18 protein-coding genes and 1 other RNA gene are annotated in these 20,641 nt (G+C 64.7%); 16 read left to right on the top strand and 3 right to left on the bottom strand.

Going from position 1 to position 20,641, the window contains the following annotated elements; all coding sequences use genetic code 11:
* The first annotated feature begins 149 nt into the window (after positions 1–149).
* The 8 genes from ffs to BX592_RS07035 all read left to right on the top strand — a co-directional run bounded on the left by ffs (position 150) and on the right by BX592_RS07035 (position 8,528).
* Positions 150–248, top strand: an RNA gene (gene ffs, locus BX592_RS07070) — signal recognition particle sRNA small type.
* A 278-nt stretch (positions 249–526) separates the two neighbouring features.
* On the top strand, positions 527–3,190 hold the full coding sequence (locus tag BX592_RS07065; protein ID WP_134190949.1) for a DNA polymerase III subunit gamma/tau: 2,664 nt from the start codon (positions 527–529) through the stop codon (positions 3,188–3,190).
* Between the two features lie 101 nt (positions 3,191–3,291).
* A complete protein-coding gene (locus BX592_RS07060) occupies positions 3,292–3,618 on the top strand; it encodes a YbaB/EbfC family nucleoid-associated protein (RefSeq protein WP_134190948.1) in 327 nt (108 codons plus the stop codon).
* 102 nt (positions 3,619–3,720) lie between these two features.
* Positions 3,721–4,317, top strand: coding sequence for a recombination mediator RecR (gene recR / locus BX592_RS07055; RefSeq protein WP_134190947.1), 597 nt, complete (start codon positions 3,721–3,723; stop codon positions 4,315–4,317).
* Between the two features lie 134 nt (positions 4,318–4,451).
* Positions 4,452–5,681 carry a CaiB/BaiF CoA transferase family protein gene (locus BX592_RS07050; RefSeq protein WP_134190946.1) on the top strand — a complete coding sequence of 410 codons (1,230 nt, stop codon included), beginning with the start codon at positions 4,452–4,454 and terminating at the stop codon, positions 5,679–5,681.
* A gap of 86 nt (positions 5,682–5,767) precedes the next feature.
* A complete protein-coding gene (locus BX592_RS07045; RefSeq protein WP_134190945.1) occupies positions 5,768–6,808 on the top strand; it encodes an ABC transporter substrate-binding protein in 1,041 nt (346 codons plus the stop codon).
* Positions 6,809–6,818: 10 nt separating this feature from the next.
* Positions 6,819–7,631, top strand: coding sequence for an ABC transporter ATP-binding protein (locus tag BX592_RS07040; protein WP_134190944.1), 813 nt, complete (start codon positions 6,819–6,821; stop codon positions 7,629–7,631).
* Between the two features lie 72 nt (positions 7,632–7,703).
* Positions 7,704–8,528 (top strand): ABC transporter permease, encoded by an 825-nt coding sequence (locus BX592_RS07035; RefSeq protein ID WP_134190943.1) that lies wholly within the window; start codon positions 7,704–7,706, stop codon positions 8,526–8,528.
* Between the two features lie 64 nt (positions 8,529–8,592).
* Here BX592_RS07035 and BX592_RS07030 read toward each other — a convergent pair whose 3' ends face one another.
* Entirely contained in the window at positions 8,593–9,567 is a 975-nt protein-coding gene (locus tag BX592_RS07030) for an NADPH:quinone oxidoreductase family protein (RefSeq protein WP_134190942.1), read from the bottom strand.
* A 328-nt stretch (positions 9,568–9,895) separates the two neighbouring features.
* On the opposite strand from BX592_RS07030, the gene surE reads away from it, so the two are divergent.
* From surE to BX592_RS07005, 5 genes are read left to right on the top strand one after another with little or no spacing between them, the layout of a single operon-like run.
* A complete protein-coding gene (gene surE / locus BX592_RS07025) occupies positions 9,896–10,654 on the top strand; it encodes a 5'/3'-nucleotidase SurE (RefSeq protein WP_134190941.1) in 759 nt (252 codons plus the stop codon).
* Entirely contained in the window at positions 10,651–11,568 is a 918-nt protein-coding gene (locus tag BX592_RS07020; RefSeq protein WP_134190940.1) for a protein-L-isoaspartate(D-aspartate) O-methyltransferase, read from the top strand. The genes surE and BX592_RS07020 overlap by 4 nt, the downstream gene beginning before the upstream one ends.
* Positions 11,569–11,579: 11 nt before the next feature.
* Positions 11,580–12,530: a peptidoglycan DD-metalloendopeptidase family protein gene (locus tag BX592_RS07015; protein WP_134191065.1), complete on the top strand. Its 951-nt coding sequence runs from the start codon at positions 11,580–11,582 to the stop codon at positions 12,528–12,530.
* Positions 12,531–12,542: 12 nt separating this feature from the next.
* Positions 12,543–13,646 carry an RNA polymerase sigma factor RpoS gene (rpoS, locus tag BX592_RS07010; RefSeq protein ID WP_134190939.1) on the top strand — a complete coding sequence of 368 codons (1,104 nt, stop codon included), beginning with the start codon at positions 12,543–12,545 and terminating at the stop codon, positions 13,644–13,646.
* 4 nt (positions 13,647–13,650) lie between these two features.
* Positions 13,651–14,427 carry a 3'-5' exonuclease gene (locus BX592_RS07005; protein ID WP_134190938.1) on the top strand — a complete coding sequence of 259 codons (777 nt, stop codon included), beginning with the start codon at positions 13,651–13,653 and terminating at the stop codon, positions 14,425–14,427.
* A 123-nt stretch (positions 14,428–14,550) separates the two neighbouring features.
* Here the strand turns inward: BX592_RS07005 and BX592_RS07000 are convergent, their stop codons facing one another.
* On the bottom strand, positions 14,551–15,414 hold the full coding sequence (locus BX592_RS07000; RefSeq protein ID WP_134190937.1) for an endonuclease/exonuclease/phosphatase family protein: 864 nt from the start codon (positions 15,412–15,414) through the stop codon (positions 14,551–14,553).
* A gap of 212 nt (positions 15,415–15,626) precedes the next feature.
* Between BX592_RS07000 and rlmD the strand changes: the two genes are divergently transcribed.
* A complete protein-coding gene (rlmD, locus tag BX592_RS06995) occupies positions 15,627–16,949 on the top strand; it encodes a 23S rRNA (uracil(1939)-C(5))-methyltransferase RlmD (protein WP_243849372.1) in 1,323 nt (440 codons plus the stop codon).
* A 159-nt stretch (positions 16,950–17,108) separates the two neighbouring features.
* On the opposite strand, the gene BX592_RS06990 is transcribed toward rlmD, so the two are convergent.
* Positions 17,109–17,945 (bottom strand): outer membrane protein assembly factor BamD, encoded by an 837-nt coding sequence (locus tag BX592_RS06990; RefSeq protein WP_377681465.1) that lies wholly within the window; start codon positions 17,943–17,945, stop codon positions 17,109–17,111.
* A 77-nt stretch (positions 17,946–18,022) separates the two neighbouring features.
* Here BX592_RS06990 and BX592_RS06985 point away from each other — a divergent pair, with 77 nt between their 5' ends.
* Both BX592_RS06985 and pgeF read left to right on the top strand, forming a co-directional pair.
* Positions 18,023–19,447 carry an RluA family pseudouridine synthase gene (locus BX592_RS06985; RefSeq protein WP_134190935.1) on the top strand — a complete coding sequence of 475 codons (1,425 nt, stop codon included), beginning with the start codon at positions 18,023–18,025 and terminating at the stop codon, positions 19,445–19,447.
* The gene (gene pgeF / locus BX592_RS06980; RefSeq protein WP_134190934.1) at positions 19,444–20,280 is read left to right on the top strand and encodes a peptidoglycan editing factor PgeF; all 837 of its coding nucleotides are present in this window, start codon (positions 19,444–19,446) and stop codon (positions 20,278–20,280) included. The genes BX592_RS06985 and pgeF overlap by 4 nt, the downstream gene beginning before the upstream one ends.
* Positions 20,281–20,641 lie beyond the last annotated feature (361 nt).

Raw genomic sequence — 20,641 nt, 5'->3', positions numbered from 1 at the left:
GTCGAACACAAGGGCCTGCGACGCGCATTGTCGCGGCGCGTTCGCGGAGCTCGCGCTGCGCGATCCGGGCGCACGCTACGCGATGCGCGCAAGCGGTGTGGCCGATTTTCCAGTCGCGCGCCTGGCCCGGCGATGATAGAATGCTTCGTGACGGGCCTCCTCGCATGGAGGTGCGGTCAACCTGGTCAGGTCGGGAACGAAGCAGCCACAGCCGTTTTCCACCAGTGCCGAGGGTCGGGCTCGTCACCTTCCTCTTTCTTCCGTTGCATTTTTCCTCGCGCTTTTTTCTACGTCGTGTTCGTCACGCGTCACTTTCTCCGCGCATTTCATTTGACGGTCTCGCGCGAAGTCTTTCTCTATCGACGCGTTAGCCAAATACAATAGAGCGCGCGGCGGTTGAGCGTGAGGTTTCAATAACGGACGACACGATCCGCTTTTTGCAAGCCCGGCAGCCGTTTTTCGCAAACCCTTTATGGCGCCCGCCTGAACCGGCTTTGCGCCGATGCGTTGCTGATACAATTTCCCGATGACCTATCAAGTTCTCGCACGCAAGTGGCGGCCGAAAGATTTCGCGTCGCTCGTCGGACAGGAGCACGTCGTGCGCGCGCTCACGCATGCGCTCGACGGTGGCCGTCTGCATCACGCCTATCTGTTTACCGGAACACGCGGCGTCGGCAAGACCACGTTATCGCGGATCTTCGCGAAGGCGCTCAACTGTGAGACGGGTGTGACCGCGACGCCATGCGGCGTGTGTCGCGCGTGCCGGGAGATCGACGAAGGGCGCTTCGTCGACTATGTCGAAATGGATGCGGCGAGCAATCGCGGGGTCGACGAAATGGCCGCGCTGCTCGAGCGCGCGGTGTATGCGCCGGTCGATGCGCGCTTCAAGGTCTATATGATCGATGAAGTGCACATGCTGACGAACCACGCGTTCAATGCGATGCTCAAGACGCTCGAAGAGCCGCCGCCGCATGTCAAATTCATTCTGGCGACCACCGATCCGCAGAAAATTCCGGTGACGGTGCTGTCGCGCTGCCTGCAGTTCAATCTGAAGCAGATGCCCGCCGGGCACATCGTGTCGCATCTCGAGCGGATTCTCGGCGACGAGCAGATTCCGTTCGAAGCGCAAGCGCTGCGCCTGCTCGCGCGCGCTGCCGATGGTTCGATGCGCGATGCGTTGTCGTTGACCGATCAGGCGATCGCGTACTCGGCGAACCAGGTGACGGAAGAGGCCGTGCGCGGCATGCTGGGCGCGCTCGATCAGAGCTATCTGATCCGGCTGCTCGACGCGCTCGCGGCGGGCGACGGCGCCGCGGTGCTGGCCGTGGCTGACGAAATGGCGCTGCGCAGCCTGTCGTTTTCCACCGCGTTGCAGGATCTCGCGAGCTTGCTGCACCGTATTGCATGGGCGCAGTTCGCGCCTTCGTCGGTGCTCGACGAATGGCCCGAAGCAGGCGATCTGCGGCGCTTTGCCGACACGTTGAGCGCCGAGCAGGTGCAACTGTTCTACCAGATCGCGACAATTGGTCGAGGCGAACTGGGCCTCGCGCCTGACGAATATGCGGGCTTCACAATGACGCTGCTGCGCATGCTCGCGTTCGAGCCGTCATTGAACGGCGCCGCGGGCGGCGGGCCGGTTCCGGCGGCGCGGCCGGCTACGCAGGGCGCGGCGGCGGGTGGCCAGCGCTCCGGCGCGGCAGCTGTGACAGCGCAGCAAGGTGGGATGCCACAGCGGGCGGGCGCGCCACGCCGTGTCGACGCGCAAGAACCCGTGCCGCAACCGGTGCGCGCGCTGGACGCAGGCCGTGCGTCGGTGTCGCACGCTGCGGAATCGACTGATCGGACGAGTGCGCCGTCGGCCGTCGATGCGTCCGCCGACGGCGCGCCGAGTGCGCCGTTGACCGCGCCGTTGACCGTTAACGCTTCCGCGCGCGACGCGTCGAGCGAACCGGCGCACAAAGAACAGGAAAATCATGAGCGCGCGTCATCCGCTGCCGGTGGCGCGCGTTCCGTTGCTGCTAGCGCGGATTCGGGCGAACCGGCGGCCGGAGGGGACTCGCTCGCAGCGGGAGATGCGTCAGCTGCGATGCCGCGATCGATGTCACAGCAGGGTACCGACGAGAACGCCTCGGCGTCCGATGACACGACGCTTGATGACGCCGCGGGCAATGTGACTGCAAGCCGCGCATCCTCGGCCGATGCTGCCGGCCACGCAGTCGAATCTTCAGTAGCGCAGGCTTCACCCGAGTCGCCCGAGGTGTCGCAACTGCAGCCTGCCGCCGACGTGCCGCGCGCACCATCGTCGATGCAGCAGGCTGACGAGCCACAGCGCCGCGCGAGCGGCGCGAGCGCGGCGCTCGACGTGCTACGCAATGCTGGAATGAAACTGTCGGGCGAGCGTAGCCGCCCGACGTCAGGCGTGTCCGCGAAAGCCGCGCCCGATGCACCGGCGAAGCCCGCCGCGCCGCGCGTGGCGGTGCCGACGCCGAACCCCGCGCGCCGCGCGCCGCAGCAACCTGCCGCGCCAGCCCGCAACACAGCGGCGCGCACGAGTTCAGGCGGCACCAGCGTGCCGCCCTGGGAAGAGATTCCACCGGACGCACCTGGCGCGCTCGACGACTACGTACCGGCATCGGCGGACGATGCGTTCTTCGCACCGCCGGACGACGGCTTCGCGCCAGTTTTCGACAGCGGGTATAACGATGTGCGCGTAAGTCCCGCTGCCGCGCCCGCGACCGTGGTCGACACGCGTGCGTTGCCGCCCGCGGTGCCGCTCGATGCAGTCGGTTTTGAAGGTGACTGGCCGGCACTCGCGGCTAGCCTGCCGTTAAAGGGCATCTCGTATCAGCTTGCGTTTAACAGCGAACTGATGGCGCTCGATGGCGCCACGTTGAAGCTGAACGTGCCGGTGCCGCAGTACGCGGACGCCGCGCAGGTCGCCAAATTGAAGACGGCGCTTGCCGAGCGCCTTGCGCAGCCGGTGGACGTCATCGTCGAGGTCGGGCCGGCGCGCCGCACTGCGGCCGCGCTCGATGCGGCCGAGCGCGCGCAACGGCAACAGGAGGCCGAGCGCGAGATCGGTGCGGACCCGTTCGTGCAATCGCTGATACGCGAGTTCGGCGCGAGCATCGTGCCGGGCTCCGTTCGTCCGTTGATGCCGGGCGCGCCGGGCGCGGGCGCCGCCCATTGATTCACCACGCCTGGCCGGCCTCGGGTCCGCTTCGAGAAAGCAGACCCGACACAAGGCCATAGCGTTTTGCGCAATCCATACGATCAAGAAGGAGCATGTCCATGATGAAAGGCCAACTCGCCGGGCTGATGAAGCAGGCCCAGCAGATGCAGGAAAACATGAAGAAGATGCAGGAAGAACTCGCGAACATCGAGGTCGAGGGCCAGTCAGGCGCCGGTCTCGTGAAAGTGACGATGACCTGCAAGAACGACGTGCGCCGCGTGTCGATCGATCCATCGCTGCTTGCCGACGACAAGGACATGCTCGAAGACCTGGTCGCCGCCGCGTTCAACGATGCGGTGCGCAAGGCAGAAGCGACCGCCCAGGAGAAGATGGGCAGCATGACGTCGGGTCTGCCATTGCCGCCGGGCTTCAAGCTGCCTTTCTAAACAGCCAGCGGCCGCGGCTTTTTCCGCGGCCGGCCACGTAGCTTCGTCGCAGCTACGTCGCAGCTACGTTATCCGAGCCGGGCTTGCGCGCCCGGGACCCGCATGAAACAACCCTCCGCCTTGTCGGCGCTCGTCGAAGCGCTGCGCGCGTTGCCCGGCGTCGGGCCGAAGTCCGCGCAGCGCATCGCGTATCACCTGATGCAGCATGACCGCGACGGCGCGCAGAAGCTCGGCCGCTCGTTGCTCTATGCGACCGAGCATCTGCAGCATTGCGAGAAGTGCAACACGTTCACCGAAGCGCAGATCTGCGAAGTCTGCAGCGACCCGCAACGCGACCCAACGCTGTTGTGCGTCGTCGAAACGCCGGCCGATCAGATCATGCTCGAGCAGACGATGACCTATCGCGGCCTGTATTTCGTGCTGATGGGACGTTTGAGTCCACTCGACGGCATCGGTCCGAAGGAAATCCATTTCGACCGCCTCGTCAGGCGCGCGTCCGATGGCGTCGTGAAGGAAGTGGTGCTCGCGACCAATTTCACGAATGAAGGCGAAGCGACCGCGCATTATCTCGGGCAGACGCTGAAGTCGCGTGGCTTGACGGTGACGCGTCTGGCGCGCGGCGTTCCGGTTGGCGGCGAACTCGAGTATGTCGATGCGGGCACGATCGCGCGTGCGATGCTCGACCGGCGTTCGATGTAGCTTGCTATCGCGCGAATGCATGTCGCCATGCCGGTGTCGGCGCTGGCGCACCATCACCGCCAGCGCCGCAATAGCCGCAATAGCCGCAACCGCGACCGAAAACGCAGCAAATAGAAAAAGACCGGAGGAGACACATGAGCGCAACGAACCCGACCCACACGAACCAGTCCGCCGGCCCGCTTGCCGGCGTGAAAGTGCTCGAGCTCGGCACGCTGATCGCGGGCCCGTTTGCCGCGCGCTTTCTCGGCGAGTTCGGCGCGGACGTGATCAAGATCGAAGACCCGAAAGGTGGCGATCCGTTGCGCAAATGGCGCAAGCTGTATCCGGAAACCGGCGGTACGTCGCTGTGGTGGGCGGTGCAGGCGCGCAACAAGAAATCGGTGACCGTGAACCTGAAAGCCGACGAGGGCAAGGAGATCGTGCGGCGTCTCGCGAAGGGAGCGGACATCGTGATCGAAAATTTTCGCCCCGGCTTGCTCGAAAAGCTTGAACTCGGCTACGACGTGCTCGCCGCTGAAAACCCCGGCCTCGTGATGGTGCGGCTCTCTGGTTACGGTCAGACCGGTCCGTATCGCGATCGTCCCGGGTTCGGCGCGATCGCCGAAGCGATGGGCGGATTGCGGCATATCACTGGCTATCCCGATCTGCCACCGCCGCGCATCGGCATTTCGATTGGCGATTCGATCGCGGCGCTGCACGGCGTGATCGGTGCGCTGATGGCGCTGCATCATCGGCAGGTGAACGGCGGCAAAGGGCAGGTCGTCGATGTCGCGTTATACGAGGCCGTGTTCAACATGATGGAAAGCGTGGTGCCCGAGTACGGCGTGTACGGGATGGTGCGCGAGCGCACCGGCGCGTCGCTGCCGGGCATCGTGCCGTCGAATACCTATCCGTGCCGCGACGGAAGCATTGTGATCGGCGGCAATAGCGATCCGATTTTCAAGCGGCTGATGAGTGCGATCGAGCGTGACGATCTTGCGAACGACCCCGGGCTCGCGCATAACGATGGCCGCGTGCCGCGCACGCAGGAAATCGATGATGCGATCGCCGCGTGGCTATCGACGCGCACGATCGACGACGCGCTAGCGGTGCTGAACGCCGCCGATGTGCCGGCGGGCCGCATCTTCAGCGTCGCGGACATGTTCGCCGATCCGCAATACATCGCGCGTCAGATGATCCAGACCTTCAAATGGCAGGACGGCCGCGAGATCGCGTTGCCCGCGGTGTCGCCGAAAATGTCGGTGACGCCTGGCGAGACGCGCTGGCTGGGCCCGGAACTCGGTGCGCATACCGATGAAGTCCTGCGATCGCTAGGTTATGATGCGGACCATATCGCAAGGTTGCATGCGCAACAAATTGTGTGAGCGGCACGAGCTCACGCGCACCGCAGGCACACCGCGAGCAAATCAAAAGCAACCCACAAATACAACGAGAACCGGAGACAGCAACGATGCAACGTAGAACCTTTCTGACCGGCGCCGCGGCGCTCGCGGGCGCGGCTCTCGCTGCGCAAGCGCCGCTGGCATCGGGGCAGGCGAAGCTCGAAACGCGCAAGGTCGCGATCGCAGTGGGCGGCAAGAATCTCTTTTACTACTTGCCGTTGACGATTGCCGAGCGACGCAACTACTTCAAGGACGAAGGTCTCGACGTCGAGATTTCCGATTTCGCGGGCGGCTCGCAGGCGTTGAAGGCGGCGGTCGGCGGCAGCGCGGATGTCGTGTCCGGCGCGTTCGAACATACGCTGCTGTTGCAGGCGCAACATCAGATGTTCCGCGAATTCGTGCTGCAAGGGCGCGCGCCGCAAATCGTGCTGGCCGTGTCGAAGAAAACGATGCCGAACTACAAGTCGATTGCGGATCTGAAAGGCAAGAAGATCGGCGTGACGGCGCCCGGTTCGTCGACGTCGATCATGGCGGGCTTCGTGCTCGCGAAGGGTGGCCTGACCGCGAAGGACGTGTCGTTTATCGGCGTTGGCGCCGGCGCGGGCGCGCTCGCCGCGATGGAGTCCGGGCAGATCGATGCGCTCGCGAATCTCGATCCGGTGATGACGAAGCTCGAACGCGCGGGCCAGATTCGCGTGATTGCCGATACGCGCACGCTGGCCGATACGCATAACGTGTTCGGCGGCGATATGCCGGCCGGTTGCCTGTACGCGTCGCAAAGCTTTATCGACAAAAATCCGAATACGACGCAAGCGCTGACCAATGCGATGGTGCGCGCGCTCAAATGGCTGCAAACCGCCAGCGACGACGACGTGGCCAACGCGGTGCCCGAGTCGTACCTGCTCGGCGACCGCGCGCTGTATATCGCCGCATGGCAACACGTGAAGCCGGCGATGTCGCCCGACGGACTGATGCCGGCCGACGGTCCGGCCACGTCGCTGAAAACGCTGCAGGCGTTCGACGCAACCGTGCAGGGCAAGCCGATCGACCTGTCGAAGACGTGGACCAACGAGTTCGTCAAGAAAGCGCTCGCGACGGTGAAGGGCTAGGTGAGCGACGATGACGGTGCCCGCACTCGCGCTCGACAACATCACCTGCACATTCGCATCGCGCGACGAACGTGAAGCGCGCTACACCGCGATCAAGGACGCGACGCTGCGCGTGGCGCCGGGCGAGTTCGTATCGGTGGTCGGCCCGACGGGCTGCGGCAAGTCGACTTTGCTGAATGTCGGCGCGGGGCTGCTGGCGCCGTCGACCGGTTCGGTCAGCGTGTTCGGCGAACCGTTGACGGGGATCAACCGGCGCGCGGGCTATATGTTCCAGGCCGATGCGCTAATGCCGTGGCGCTCCGCGCTCGACAACGTGATGGCCGGACTGTCGTTTCGCAAGGTTAGTCGAGCTGAGGCGCGCGAGCGGGCCGACACATGGTTGAAGCGCGTCGGTCTCGGCGGCTTCGGCGATCGTTATCCGCATCAGCTGTCGGGCGGCATGCGCAAGCGTGTCGCGATGGCGCAGACGCTGATTCTCGACCCGGATATCGTGCTGATGGACGAGCCGTTCTCCGCGCTCGATATCCAGACGCGCCAGCTGATGGAAAACGAACTGCTCGATCTTTGGGCCGCGAAACGCAAGGCGGTGCTGTTCATCACACACGATCTCGATGAAGCGATCGCGATGTCCGATCGAGTGGTCGTGCTGTCGGCCGGGCCGGCGACGCGACCGATCGGCGAGTTCACGATCGATTTGCCGCGCCCGCGCGATGTCGCCGAAATCCGTTCGGATCCGCGCTTTGTCGAACTGCATGCGCAGATCTGGAGCGTGCTGCGCGACGAAGTGTTGAAAGGCTATCAGCAACAACTGAAGGCCGTGTAAGCCGCACGCACATGAACAGGGCATAAAGAGCGCATGACGTTGCGCGTGCCTCGCGAAAGGACCTGACAACCGATGTGGAAAACGCTACGTCCGAACCGGGCGAACCTCGTGATCTGGCAATGGCTGCTGCTCGTGCTGTGCTTCGTCGGGTGGTACGCGCTAACGAGCCCGACGCTGTTGCCCGCGTTCTATTTCGATGACCCGAACAAGGCCGCGTTCCTGTTCGGCGAGCCGCAGAAAGTGGTGGTGCGGATCTGGCAATGGTTCACGTCGGGCGAGATCTATATCCATCTGTGGATCACGCTGGTCGAGACGGTGCTCGCGTTCGTGATCGGCACGGTGCTCGGTCTTGCGGTCGGCTTGTGGCTTGCGCTCGCGCCGATTGCGAGCGCGCTGTTCGATCCTTATGTGAAGGCGGCGAACTCGATGCCGCGCGTGATTCTCGCGCCGATCTTCGGCGTCTGGTTCGGTCTGGGCATCGGATCGAAGGTTGCGCTTGGCGTCACGCTGGTGTTTTTTATCGTGTTCTTCAACGTCTATCAGGGCGTGAAGGAAGTGAGCCCGGTCGTGCTCGCGAACGCGCGGATGCTCGGCGCGAATCGCCGGCAGCTGTTGCGCAGCGTGTATCTGCCGAGCGCGATGAGCTGGGTGTTTTCGAGCCTGCATACCTCGGTCGGACTCGCGTTTGTCGGCTCCGTGGTCGGCGAGTATCTCGGCTCGGCGCGCGGCGTCGGTTACCTGATCCTGCAGGCCGAAGGCACGTTCGATATCAACACTGTATTTGCCGGCATTCTCGTGTTGACCGCGTTCGCGCTGATTCTCGATGCGCTGGTCGGCATGATCGAGCGGCGCTTCATGAAGTGGCAGCCAAAGAGCGGCGAGACCGAGCGGCTCTGAATCCGCCGCCGCTCAGCCGCCTTGGACGCGATTGACGCAAGTGCGACCGGCGATCGGCACGCGCTCACGGCGTGATAACCACCTTGCCGACCACGCGACGCTGTGCGATATCGTTGAGCGCCTGCGCGGCCTGCTCCAGCGGGTAGTGGGCCGACACATACGGCCGCAGCTTGCCGCTTCTGATCCAGCCGGTCATTTCGGCGAACGCCGCGGTGTTGCGGTCCGCCTCGCGCTTCGCGAACTCTCCCCAGAACACGCCGATCAGACTCGCGCCCTTGAGCAACGCGAGATTGAGCGGCAGCTTCGGTATTTCGCCGTTTGCAAAGCCGACCACCAGATAGCGGCCGCGCCAGCCGATACTGCGAAATGCGGGTTCGGTATAAATGCCGCCGACCGGATCGTAGATCACGTCGGGACCGCGTCCGTCGGTGAGCGCTTTAATACGCTCGCGCAAGTCTTCGGTCGCGTAATTGATCGTCGCGTCGGCGCCGTGCGCGACGCACACGTCGAGCTTCGCATCGCTCGACGCCGCGGCAATCACGCGCGCGCCGAGCGCCTTGCCGATCTCGACCGCGGCGAGGCCGACGCCGCCCGCCGCGCCGAGCACGAGCATCGTCTCGCCGGCCTGCAGCCCGGCGCGATCGACTACCGCGTGATGCGATGTGCCATAGGCGAGTGTGAACGCAGCCGCGATATCGAACGGCGCGTCGTCGGGCAGCGGCACGCACGCGTGCGCCGCCGCGCGCGCCTGTTCCGCATAACCGCCATGCGCGACGTAGGCGACGACCCGCATGCCGCCTCGCAACTGCGTGACGCCTTCGCCCACCGCGCGCACCACGCCCGCGACTTCGGCGCCTGGCGTGAAGGGCAGCGGCGGCTTCAGCTGATACTTGTTCTCGATGATCAACACATCCGGAAAGTTGACCGCGGCGGCCTTCACGTCGATGACGACCTCGCCGGCTTGCGGCAGCAGATCAGGCAGTTCGTCGAGCGTGAGCGTATCGGGTGGTCCGAACTGGTGACAACGGATGGCGCGCATGGCGTCTCCTCCTAACGGTGTTCACAGACAGGCCGTCGAGTGTAAAGCATGGTCGAACGACCGTGCGCTTCGTTGCGTCAGGTTTCGTCGCCTTTCGTTTTGCTCCGTCATTGCGTGCTGCAGCGAATTGGCATTGCTTAGCGGCGCGCTCGTGTGCCGCGCGCATCGCGCTCACATGGCTCGCACGACAGGCGGGACGCGGTAACCGGCGCTCGCGCGTGACACCCGAGCGCGTGCGCGAGAGCGTCGCGCATCGCAGTGCGCACGAGCGCGCGCACACGCATGCGGTGTCGTCCGCGTGCCTTCTTTCCTCGGTTACAATCGCCGCATGCGAATCCTACTCAGCAACGACGACGGTTATCTCGCGCCCGGTCTCGCGGCGCTGCACGAAGCACTGAAACCGCTCGCCGACGTCACCGTGATGGCGCCCGAGCAGAACTGCAGCGGCGCATCGAATTCGTTGACGCTGTGGCGGCCGCTGTCGGTGCTGCGCTCGGCGAATGGCTTCTACTACGTGAACGGCACGCCCACCGATTCGGTTCACATCGCGTTGACCGGCATGCTCGACCATAAGCCCGACCTCGTGGTGTCGGGCATCAACAACGGCCAGAACATGGGTGAAGACACGCTGTACTCGGGAACGGTCGCCGCCGCGACCGAAGGCGTGATGTTCAACGTGCCCGCGATTGCATTCTCACTGGTCGACAAGGACTGGGCGCATCTCGAATCGGCCGCGCGTGTCGCCGCCGAAATAGTCAAACATTATCTCGATGCGCCTTTGCCGGGACATCCGCTGCTGAACGTCAACATTCCAAACCTGCCTTACGACGAGTTGGGGGCATGGCGTATCACGCGTCTTGGCAAGCGGCATCCGTCGCAGCCGGTGATCCGCCAGACTAACCCGCGCGGCGAGCCGATCTACTGGATCGGGCCGTCGGGTACCGCGCGCGACGCGAGTGAAGGCACTGACTTTCACGCCGTCGCGCACGGTCATGTATCGATCACGCCGTTGCAACTCGATCTGACCCACAACGCGATGCTGTCCGCGGCACGCGACTGGGCACGCGCCGGGAGCGGCGCTTCATGACGGGCGAGCGCGCGAAGCGCTTCCCGCTGGGCCTCGAAGACCTGGTGCGCGAACCGCGCCGAAGCGAAGCGCGTTCGGGTGACGCGCGCGTCTCAAAGGTTGCGCCGCTCGAAGGCCGAACGTCCGAACCATCAGGCATCGCAGCGTCGCAAACGGCGCGTGCCGTGAACGCCGGCAGGCGCAACGATGCTGCGCGGCAACCCGCGCTGAGGTTGCCCGCGACGCTCGAGCGTGCCGGTGCGCCGAACGTTCCGTTGAACAGCGCGCATGCGTTGACGTCGGAACGGGTGCGCGAGCGGATGGTCGAACGGCTGCGAGCGAATGGGGTTGCCGACCCGCGCGTATTGAATGCGATGGCGACCGTGCCGCGCCACATGTTCGTCGATCCTGGCCTCGCGACGCAGGCTTACGAAGACGCGGCGCTGCCGATCGGTCATCACCAGACCATCTCGAAGCCGTCGGTGGTCGCGCGGATGATCGAACTGGCCGCGGCGGGCCGGCAGCTGAATAACGTGCTCGAGATTGGCACCGGCTGCGGGTATCAGGCGGCGGTATTGAGCCAGGTCGCGCGCGACGTGTATTCGATTGAGCGCATCAAGCCGTTATACGAGCGCGCGAAGACGAATCTGCGGCCGTTGCGCATTCCGAATATTCGCTTGCATTACGGCGACGGCCGCATCGGCTTGCCGGCGGCCGCGCCGTTCGATGCGATCGTGATTGCCGCCGCGGGGCTCGACGTGCCGCAGGCGCTGCTCGAACAACTGGCGATCGGTGCGCGTCTGGTCGCGCCGGTCGGCACGCAGGACGGTCAGACCCAGGTGCTGACGCTCGTCGAGCGCACCGGGCCCGCGCAGTGGCGGGAGTCGCGGCTTGATCGCGTTTTCTTTGTACCCTTAAAATCCGGAGTGATTTGAATCCGATGACTATCAGCAAGCTGCGCACGATGCAAAGAACCAGCACAAATGTCTGTCTGACCGTGGCTCAACGGGGGGTGTGCGTACTCGCGGTGTCGCTGCTCGCGGCCTGCGCGTCGCGTCTTGACACTGCACCGGTCGTCGATCGTTCCGGTACGCTCGGCACGGCGGCCACGCAACAGCCGGCGCAGCCTCCGGTGCCGCTCGGCCCGCCGCCTCCGGGTTATTACCGGGTAAAACCAGGCGATACGCTGTATCGAATTGCGCTCGAAAACGGGCAGAATTATCGCGATATCGCCGCGTGGAACAATCTGACGAACCCGAATCAGATCGAAGTTGACCAGTTGCTGCGCGTTGCGCCGCCAGGCGCGAATCCGACGGCGGCGACGCCGGGCGTCGCGACCGCGCCGATCGCGGGCGGTGCGGTGCAAAGCGCGCCGATCGGCCAGCTGCCGGCGGGTGGTTCGCCTTCGACCTTGCCGGGCGGGGCGCAGCCACCGGTCTATGGCGCGACCAGCAACGCGCCGGGTGCGACGGCCACGACCATTCCGCCGCAGCCGCCGGCCGCCACCAGCGACGCCGCCGCCGCTTCCGGCGCGGTGACATTCGCCTGGCCGGTGCGCGGTCCGCTGCTCAACACGTTTGACGATTCGAAAAACAAAGGTTTGAATATTGGCGGAAGCCTGGGTGAGCCGGTCAAGGCTTCTGCGGATGGAAGGGTCGTTTATGCGGGAAATGGGCTGCGCGGATACGGCAATCTCATTATCATCAAACATGATGCAACGTACCTTACCGCCTATGCACATAACAGTGCTTTGATGGTAAAAGAGGGGGACGCGGTCACGAAGGGGCAGAAGATCGCCGAAATGGGAAACAGCGATTCCGATCGTGTGATGTTGCATTTCGAAGTTCGCCGGCAGGGCAAACCTGTCGACCCACTGAAGTACTTGCCGCCGCAATAAGCGATTACGACCATGCCGAAATCGAAGCGCCGCCCACCGCAAGCCGAGACTGAGACGATCAGCCGTGCCACGCATGTATCGGTGGAGGAGGCTGGCGCTTCGGATCTGGACGACGAAAACATCGACGAACTCGATAACAATGCCGCCGATGCCGATGAGCGGCGTGCAGCCGACGACGGCGAAGGTGGCTCGGACGCGCGCGAAGGCGCAAACGATTCCCCGTCCGACGCGGACGATTTCCGCGCGTTGCTGCAGGCCGAGCTGACCGCCGATACGATCCAGCACTATCTGAACCGGATCAGCGTGAAGCCGCTGTTGACTGTCGAGGAAGAGCAGCGTTTTTCGCGGCTGGCGAAGGCCGGCGAGTTCGAGGCGCGGCAGGTCATGATCGAGCGCAACCTGCGGCTCGTGGTGAGCATTGCGAAGGGGTACCTGAACCGCGGCGTGCCGTTGCTCGATCTGATCGAGGAAGGCAACCTCGGCCTGATGCACGCGATCGAAAAATTCGATCCGACGCGCGGCTTCCGTTTTTCGACGTATGCAACCTGGTGGATTCGCCAGAGCATTGAGCGCGCGATCATGAACCAGGCGCGCACCGTGCGGCTGCCAGTGCACGTGATTCGCGAACTGAACCAGGTGCTGCGTGCGAAGCGTCATCTGGAAAAGAACTCGATGAATTCCGGTGAAGCGGCGGACCGGCGCGACGCGAGCATCGACGACATCGCGTACCTGACCGGCAAAACCAGCGATGAAGTCACCGATATCCTTGCGCTGAACGAGCACACCGCGTCGCTCGACGCGCCGCTCGATCTCGATCCGGCGAGCAGCCTGCTCGATCTGCTGTCCGATGATCAAAGCCAGTCGCCGGATGCCGAAGTGCAGCATCGCGAACTGGAAACGCTGACGCGCGCATGGCTCGCGAGGTTGTCCGACAAGCACCGTCATGTGATAGAACGGCGCTTCGGCCTCAACCATATCGAGCCGGCCACCCTCGAAGAACTGGCCGATGAAATGGGGCTGACGCGCGAACGCGTGCGGCAGATCCAGCAGGAGGCGCTGGTGCGGCTGAAGCGCTTCTTCGCGTCCAACGGCGTACGCAAGGACGCGGTTCTCTAACCTGATGACTCCGATTCTCGTATTCGACATCGAGACCATTCCCGATGTCGCCGGCATTCGTCGGCTTGAAGCGTTGCCCGCGACGTTATCCGACGCCGAAGTCGCGGAATTTGCGTTCGCGGCACGCCGCGAAAAGACCGGCAGCGATTTCCTGCCGCATCATTTGCAGCGTATCGCGGCCATTTCCTGCGTATTCCGCGACAACAACGGCTTTCGCGTGCGCTCGCTCGGCTCGCCGGACGACGGCGAAACGGTGCTTGTGCAATCGTTTTTCCGCGTGATCGAGAAGTACACGCCGCAACTCGTATCGTGGAACGGCGGCGGATTCGACCTGCCGGTGCTGCATTACCGCGCGCTGGTCAACGGCGTCGCAGCGGCCCGTTACTGGGACCTCGGCGAAGACGACCGCGAGTTCAAATGGAATAACTACATCAGCCGCTACCACGCGCGTCACACGGACCTGATGGACGTGCTCGCGATGTATCAGGCGCGCGCGAACGCGCCGCTCGATGCGCTTGCGAAGCTGTGCGGCTTTCCGGGCAAGCTCGGGATGGATGGCGGCCAGGTGTGGAACGCCTTTCAGCAAGGGCGTATCGAGGAAATACGAAATTATTGCGAAACGGACGTCGTCAATACCTATTTGTTGTATTGCCGGTTTCAGTTGATGCGCGGCGGTTTTTCACCGGAAGAGTACGCGGACGAAATCGCGCTCGTGAAGAATTCACTCGTGCAGGAACCCGCGCCGCACTGGGCCGAGTATCTCGCGGCGTTCGACAGCTAATGTTGCGCTGGCGTCTCGCGTTTGCGATGCCATTCCTGTCGTTGCCGGCCCAGTGTCGTGTCCATCCGGCGCGGCTGCTGCAGTTGCCGCAGCTATTCCAGCCAGTTACTCCCGCTCAACCGCTCAATCGATCTCCAGCACGATCGGCTGGTGATCCGACGCGCGCGTCGCGCCGTCGATCTCGCAACTGCGCAGCCTGCCGCGCAGATCCTCAGTAACGAACAGGAAGTCGCAGGTGAGCGGCCCGTCCTGCCATTGCTCGGTGTCGTACACGCCGGCGCTCGGCGGCGGTGTCGCGCCCGGGTGCAGTGTCGTCCATGCGTCGATAAACGACGGGCTGCCGTCGAGCGGAGCGAGCATGCGCCGATAGGCGTCGCTGTCGTACGCACTGTTGAAATCGCCGCAGACGATCGCGCTCACCGGCCGCGCGGTATCGACGAATGGCCCGATCGCATTTTCCGCCGGCGCCGGACGCGCGGCGTGGGCGGCCGCTTCCTGCTGGATGCGGCGCAACGCGTCAACCTGCGCGAGCCGCTGCGGCAGCGAATAAAACTCAAGATGCGTGACGATCACGCGTAGCGGCCCGTTCGGCGCACGCAGCACGGCTTCGAGCGCAACCCGCTGCATCGACGGCGCCTGTGCATCGGCGGGCCATGGCAGCGAATGGCGGATCACACGCTCGACCGGCAGCCGCGTCGCGAGCGCATTGCCGAACTGCCGGCGCGGCGCGCCTGGCCCATCGAGCTTTAACGGGGCAAGGTCCGCGCCGATCGCGTCGAGCACCGTGAAGCCCGGCAGTTCGTCCGCCAGCTCGGCGAACTGGTCGTCGCCCGGATGGCCGGCCAGCACGTTGAAGCCGCGCGTGACTTCCTGCATGCACAGCACGTCGAAGTCGGCGAGGTGGCGCGCCTCGTTCAGCATACGCGGCAGGCTGACGTCACCGCGCGCGCCACGTCCCCACTGGACATTCCAGCTAATCAGTCGCATCGTCAAATCTCCGTCGGAGGTTGCCGTTCGTCTACAATCTCGCCTTTACTTCACAGTCTGTCAGGAAGTTGCTGGTGTCTGAAACCACCCCTCGCCAAGCGTCACAAACCCCTGCGAACAAGGCAGCAAAACGCAAACCCGCCAAAGCGGGCGTCACCGCGCTGCCGCTTGCGCCCGTCTCGCTGCCGGTGCTCGATATCGACTCGCTCGATATGGAAGCGCGCGGCGTCGGCCGCACCGCGACCGAAGACGGCACGCCGGGCAAAGTCATCTTCGTCGAGGGCGCGCTGCCCGGCGAGCGCGTCACCTATTCGAGTTATAGAAGGAAGCCAAGTTTCGAGCAGGCGCTTGTCGTCGATATCCTGCGCGAAAGCGTGATCCGTACCAGGCCGCAGTGCCGCTTCTTCGGCACCTGTGGCGGCTGTTCGATGCAGCATCTGGATATGCGCGCGCAGATCGCGGTCAAGCAGCGCGTGCTCGAAGATAGCCTCGCGCATCTGGCGAAACTGCGTGCGGAGACGGTTTTCCGGCCGATCCATGGGCCGTCGTGGGGCTACCGCTACCGCGCGCGTCTGACGGTGCGCAACGTCGTGAAGAAGGGCGGCGTGCTGGTCGGTTTCCATGAACGCAAGAGCAGCTACGTCGCCGACATGACGAGCTGTGAAGTGTTGCCTGCGCATGTTTCCGACATGCTCGTGCCGCTGCGCAGACTGGTCGAAGGCCTGTCGATTCGCGATCGCATGCCGCAAATCGAACTCGCGGTCGGGGCGTCGGTCACGGCGCTCGTGCTGCGTGTGCTCGAGCCGATCAACGACGCGGACGAACAGCTGCTGCGTGAATTCGCCGACGCGCACCACGTGCAGTTCTGGCTGCAGCCGAAGGGACCGGATTCCGTCACGCCGTTCTATCCGCTGGACGTGCAGCTCGACTACACGCTGCCGGAGTTCGGTATCCGCATGCCGTTTCTGCCGACCGATTTCACGCAGGTCAATCACCAGATCAACCGTGTGCTGGTCGGCCGCGCGTTGCGGCTGCTGGCGCCCGCGAAGTCCGATCGTGTGCTCGATCTGTTCTGCGGCATCGGCAACTTCACGCTGCCGCTCGCGAAACTCGCGCGGGAAGTGGTCGGCATTGAAGGGAGCGACACGTTGACCGCGCGAGCCCTGGCGAATGCGAAGGAAAACGGCGTCGATGGGCATACGTCGTTTGCGTGCCGCAATCTGTTTGAAGTCGGCGCTGACGATCTGCGCGCACTGGGGCACTTCGACAAATTCCTGATCGACCCGCCGCGTGAGGGCGCGCTCGCCGTCTCGAAGGCGCTGGCCGATATCGCGCAAAGCGGGGACGGCCCGTTGCCGCAGCGTATCGTCTACGTGTCGTGCAATCCGGCGACGCTGGCCCGCGACGCAGGTCTGCTCGTGCATGAAGCGGGTTATCGATTGAAGGGCGCGGGCGTCGTGAACATGTTCCCGCATACATCGCATGTCGAATCGATTGCGCTTTTCGAGCGCGATGAGAACGCAAACGCGACGTAACCTGCCGTACCCGCGACGCCACCGCGCGCGCGTTCTTTGCACGCAACGGCGGATGTCGGGCCGACTGACGGCGCGTTACAGCGGTCTGCCAACAAAAACGCCACGGCCTGGGCCGTGGCGTTTTTGTTGGTGCGCAGCGCAGAGGTCAGCGTGGCTGCGTCAGAACTGCCACCACGACTTTTCCTTGCCCGGGCGCGCGTGCCCGGTAATGTACGGGCTATCCGGGAAGGTGCCGGCAAGCACGCGCTTCGTATCGTCAGCCAGTTGCGGCTGGCCGAGCTTGTCGTACGACAGCCACATGATATGCAGCGCATCTTCGATTGCCGGCGCGTTCTTGTACTCCTTGATCGCCAGCTGCGCGCGGTTGATCGCGGCCACATACGCGCCGCGACGGTAGTAGTAATCAGCGGCGTGCACCTCGTGTGACGCGAGCGCGTTCACGATATAGCGCATGCGCTGCGCCGCATCCGGCGCGTATTTGCTCTGCGGGTACTTGTCGACGACAACCTTGAACGCGTCGTACGACTCGCGCAGCGACTTCGGGTCGCGCTCGCTCATGTCCTGACCCGAGAAGCGGCCGAACAGGCCGAGATCGTCGTTGAAGTGGATCATGCCCTTCAGATAGTACGCATAGGCGATATCGGGGTGATCCGGGTGAAGCTGGATAAAGCGGTCGACGGCCTGGTCGGCCGCGGCGGTTTCGCTGTCCTTCCAGTTGCAATACGCGACGTTGATCTGCGCCTGCTGGGCGAAATGGCCAAACGGGTCACGACCCTCGAGCGCTTCGAAGTACTTCGCGCACTTGCCCCAGTCGCTGCCGCTCAAGGCGTCCTGCGCCTCCGTATATAATTTGTTGTTCGTCCACGTGGCCGTTTCATCGGTCTTCTCGGGCAGGCCGTGGCACGCTGCGACCAGTGCGACCGCGCAGATACACGCGATATAGCGCGCGTATCGCGCGATACGCAGGGCCGGTTGCGCTGCCGCTTTTTGGGCCATTTGGGTAATCATATTCAAGGCTCGCATTGTCCAGTCAAGCTTTACGTCAAGCGCTTTACGTCAGGTAAACAGTCTCGATGACCCGTTCTCATACTCCGGGTGCCACAGCCGGCGCGCGGAATAGCGACAAAGATTATAGCCGATGCGAAGCGCGCTCCAACGCGGCGGCGCCCGATGCCACCGATGCGCTCGACGACGATCTCGTCGCGGACGACGCACTTTCCCCGTCACTGACAACTCCCGCCACGCCGGACGGTGCGCGTGGCGCGCCGGCTGGCGAAGCGTCGGGTGTCGCTACGTCAGACCTGGCCACGCTGCGCGTCGCCGTGGTGCCGCTCGAACTCGCGGGCGAGCGTCTCGACAAGGTGCTCGCGAAGCTATTTCCCGAGTTCTCGCGCAGCCGTCTGCAGAGCTGGATCGAGGCGCAGCGCGTGCACGTCGACAGCCTGCCGGCGAAAGTGCGGCAGCCCGTGCCGCTGAACGCGACGATCGAACTCGTGCCGGATCTGCTGCCCGAACAGCTTGCGTTCGCGCCGGAAGCGGTGCCGCTCGACATCGTCTATGAAGACGACACGATCGTTGTGATCAACAAGCCGGCGGGGCTTGTCGTGCATCCGGCGGCGGGTAACTGGAGCGGCACGATATTGAACGGCCTGCTGCATCGCTATGGCGAGGCGGCCGCCGGCCTGCCGCGCGCGGGCATCGTGCATCGGCTCGACAAGGACACGTCGGGCCTGATGGTCGTCGCGCGCACGCTCGCCGCGCAGACGGATCTCGTGCGGCAGTTGCAGGCGCGCACGGTGAAGCGCCGTTATCTCGCGCTAGTCTGGGGCGGCATGCCCGACGAAGGCACGATCGACGCGCCGATTGGGCGCGACTCACGTGAGCGCACGCGTATGGCGGTCGTCACCGGCGCGGCGGGGAAGCCAGCGCGCACGCATTTCCGGCGGGTCGCGACGGTCGTGTGGGAACGGCAGCCGGTATCGGCGATTCACTGCGATCTCGAAACCGGCCGCACGCATCAGATTCGCGTGCATTGCGCGCATACCGGCCATCCGCTGCTCGGCGATCCGGTGTACGGGCGCGCGCGCGGCAAACGTTCGGTGACGCCGCTGCCCGGTGGCTTCGCACGCCAGGCTTTGCACGCGTGGCGTCTTGGGCTGGTCCATCCTGAAACGCGCCGCACGATGCAATGGCGCGCGGATGTGCCGGCGGATCTGGCCGAACTGTGCGCGGCGCTCGGCTTTGACCGCGAAGAAGCAGACGATTTCGACGACGTCTACGACGAAGCGGACGATCCGATGTTCGACGATGACGATGCGATCGAACGCGACGGCGAGTCCGAAGACGGGTCCGGTGACGACCGTGAGGAAGGCGATGAAGGTGACGACACCGGCCACGCGGGTGCTTCCGACGATGGCGACGATCGCGAGCCTGATGCCGCGGACACTCGGCAGGTGCGCGGCGCCCCGCGCGGCAAGAACAAGGATCCCCACCGATGACACTCCCGGCTCTGACGTCGGCCGACGTGCTGCAACCCAACTGGCATATCGCCCCGCGCGTGCGCGCGCTCGTCACGACCCGCAATGGCGGCGTGAGCCTGCCGCCGTACGGCGCATGGCGTGACGGCGCCGAGCGGCCGGGCGGCCTCAATCTCGGTCGGCGCGCCGGCGACGATCCTGTGCATGTCGAAGAGAACCGCGCGCGGCTTCGCGCGCTCGCGGGGATTGCCGAGCCGGCATGGCTTTCCCAGGTGCACGGCGCACACGTCGTCAACGCCGACGACGTGCTCGATAACGCCCGCGCAGGTGGCGCGCCTGTACAAGCCGACGCAAGCGTGACCGACCGGCCGGGCACCGTATCGATCGTGATGATCGCCGACTGCATGCCGGTCCTGCTTTGCGACGCTGCCGGCCGTGCGGTCGGCGCCGCGCATGCGGGCTGGCGGGGGCTCGCCGCCGGTGTCGTCGAGAACACCGCGCGCCGTGTCGCCGCGCTGGCTGGTGTCGCACCGTCGGCATTGCATGCATATCTGGGACCTTGCATCGGGCCCGCCGCGTTCGAGGTCGGTGACGACGTGCGCAGCGCGTTTGTCGATGCGGCCGATGTCGCGCGACGCGATGCGGTCGCCCGCGCGTTCGCGCCACGCGCGCAGGCTACCGGCAAGTATCTCGCGGACTTGCCGGCACTCGCGCGCGAGCGGCTCGCGCAACTCGGGGTGACGCAAGTCACGGGCGGCGACCAATGCACGTTCACGCAGCGCGAGCGGTATTACTCGTATCGACGCGATCGGGTGACGGGCCGGATGGCCGCGCTGATCTGGCTCGCGCATTGAGCCTATGCTGTGCCGCGGCGGGCGTTTTCGGGCGGTATGGCCGGCATCGGCGGGTACTGTCCGGCACCGCCAGTCGCCGCGTGCAACGCGCGGCGGGCGGCAAAATTGCTGCACCGCGAAAACGCTTTCTCCTGACGATGCAGCCACCCACGTCGCGCGCGCGAGGCGGGGCGCCGGAGCGCCGCACCCCCCCGGAAAACCCTGATGCGACGGGCTGATTGTCCGATAAGGACGGTTCGCATGGTGCGCTCGCGAAGACTCGTTCCCTTACATGGGGAAAACGATAATGAAAAAGATATCGCACTGCGGCAAAATCGGGATCAAGCATTGACATGCCTTGCAGTGGGGCGCAAAAATGTTC

Origin of the sequence: Paraburkholderia rhizosphaerae (assembly GCF_004366595.1) — a bacterium.
GTDB lineage: Bacteria > Pseudomonadota > Gammaproteobacteria > Burkholderiales > Burkholderiaceae > Paraburkholderia > Paraburkholderia rhizosphaerae.
This window is presented reverse-complemented; position numbering and strand designations above follow the sequence as displayed.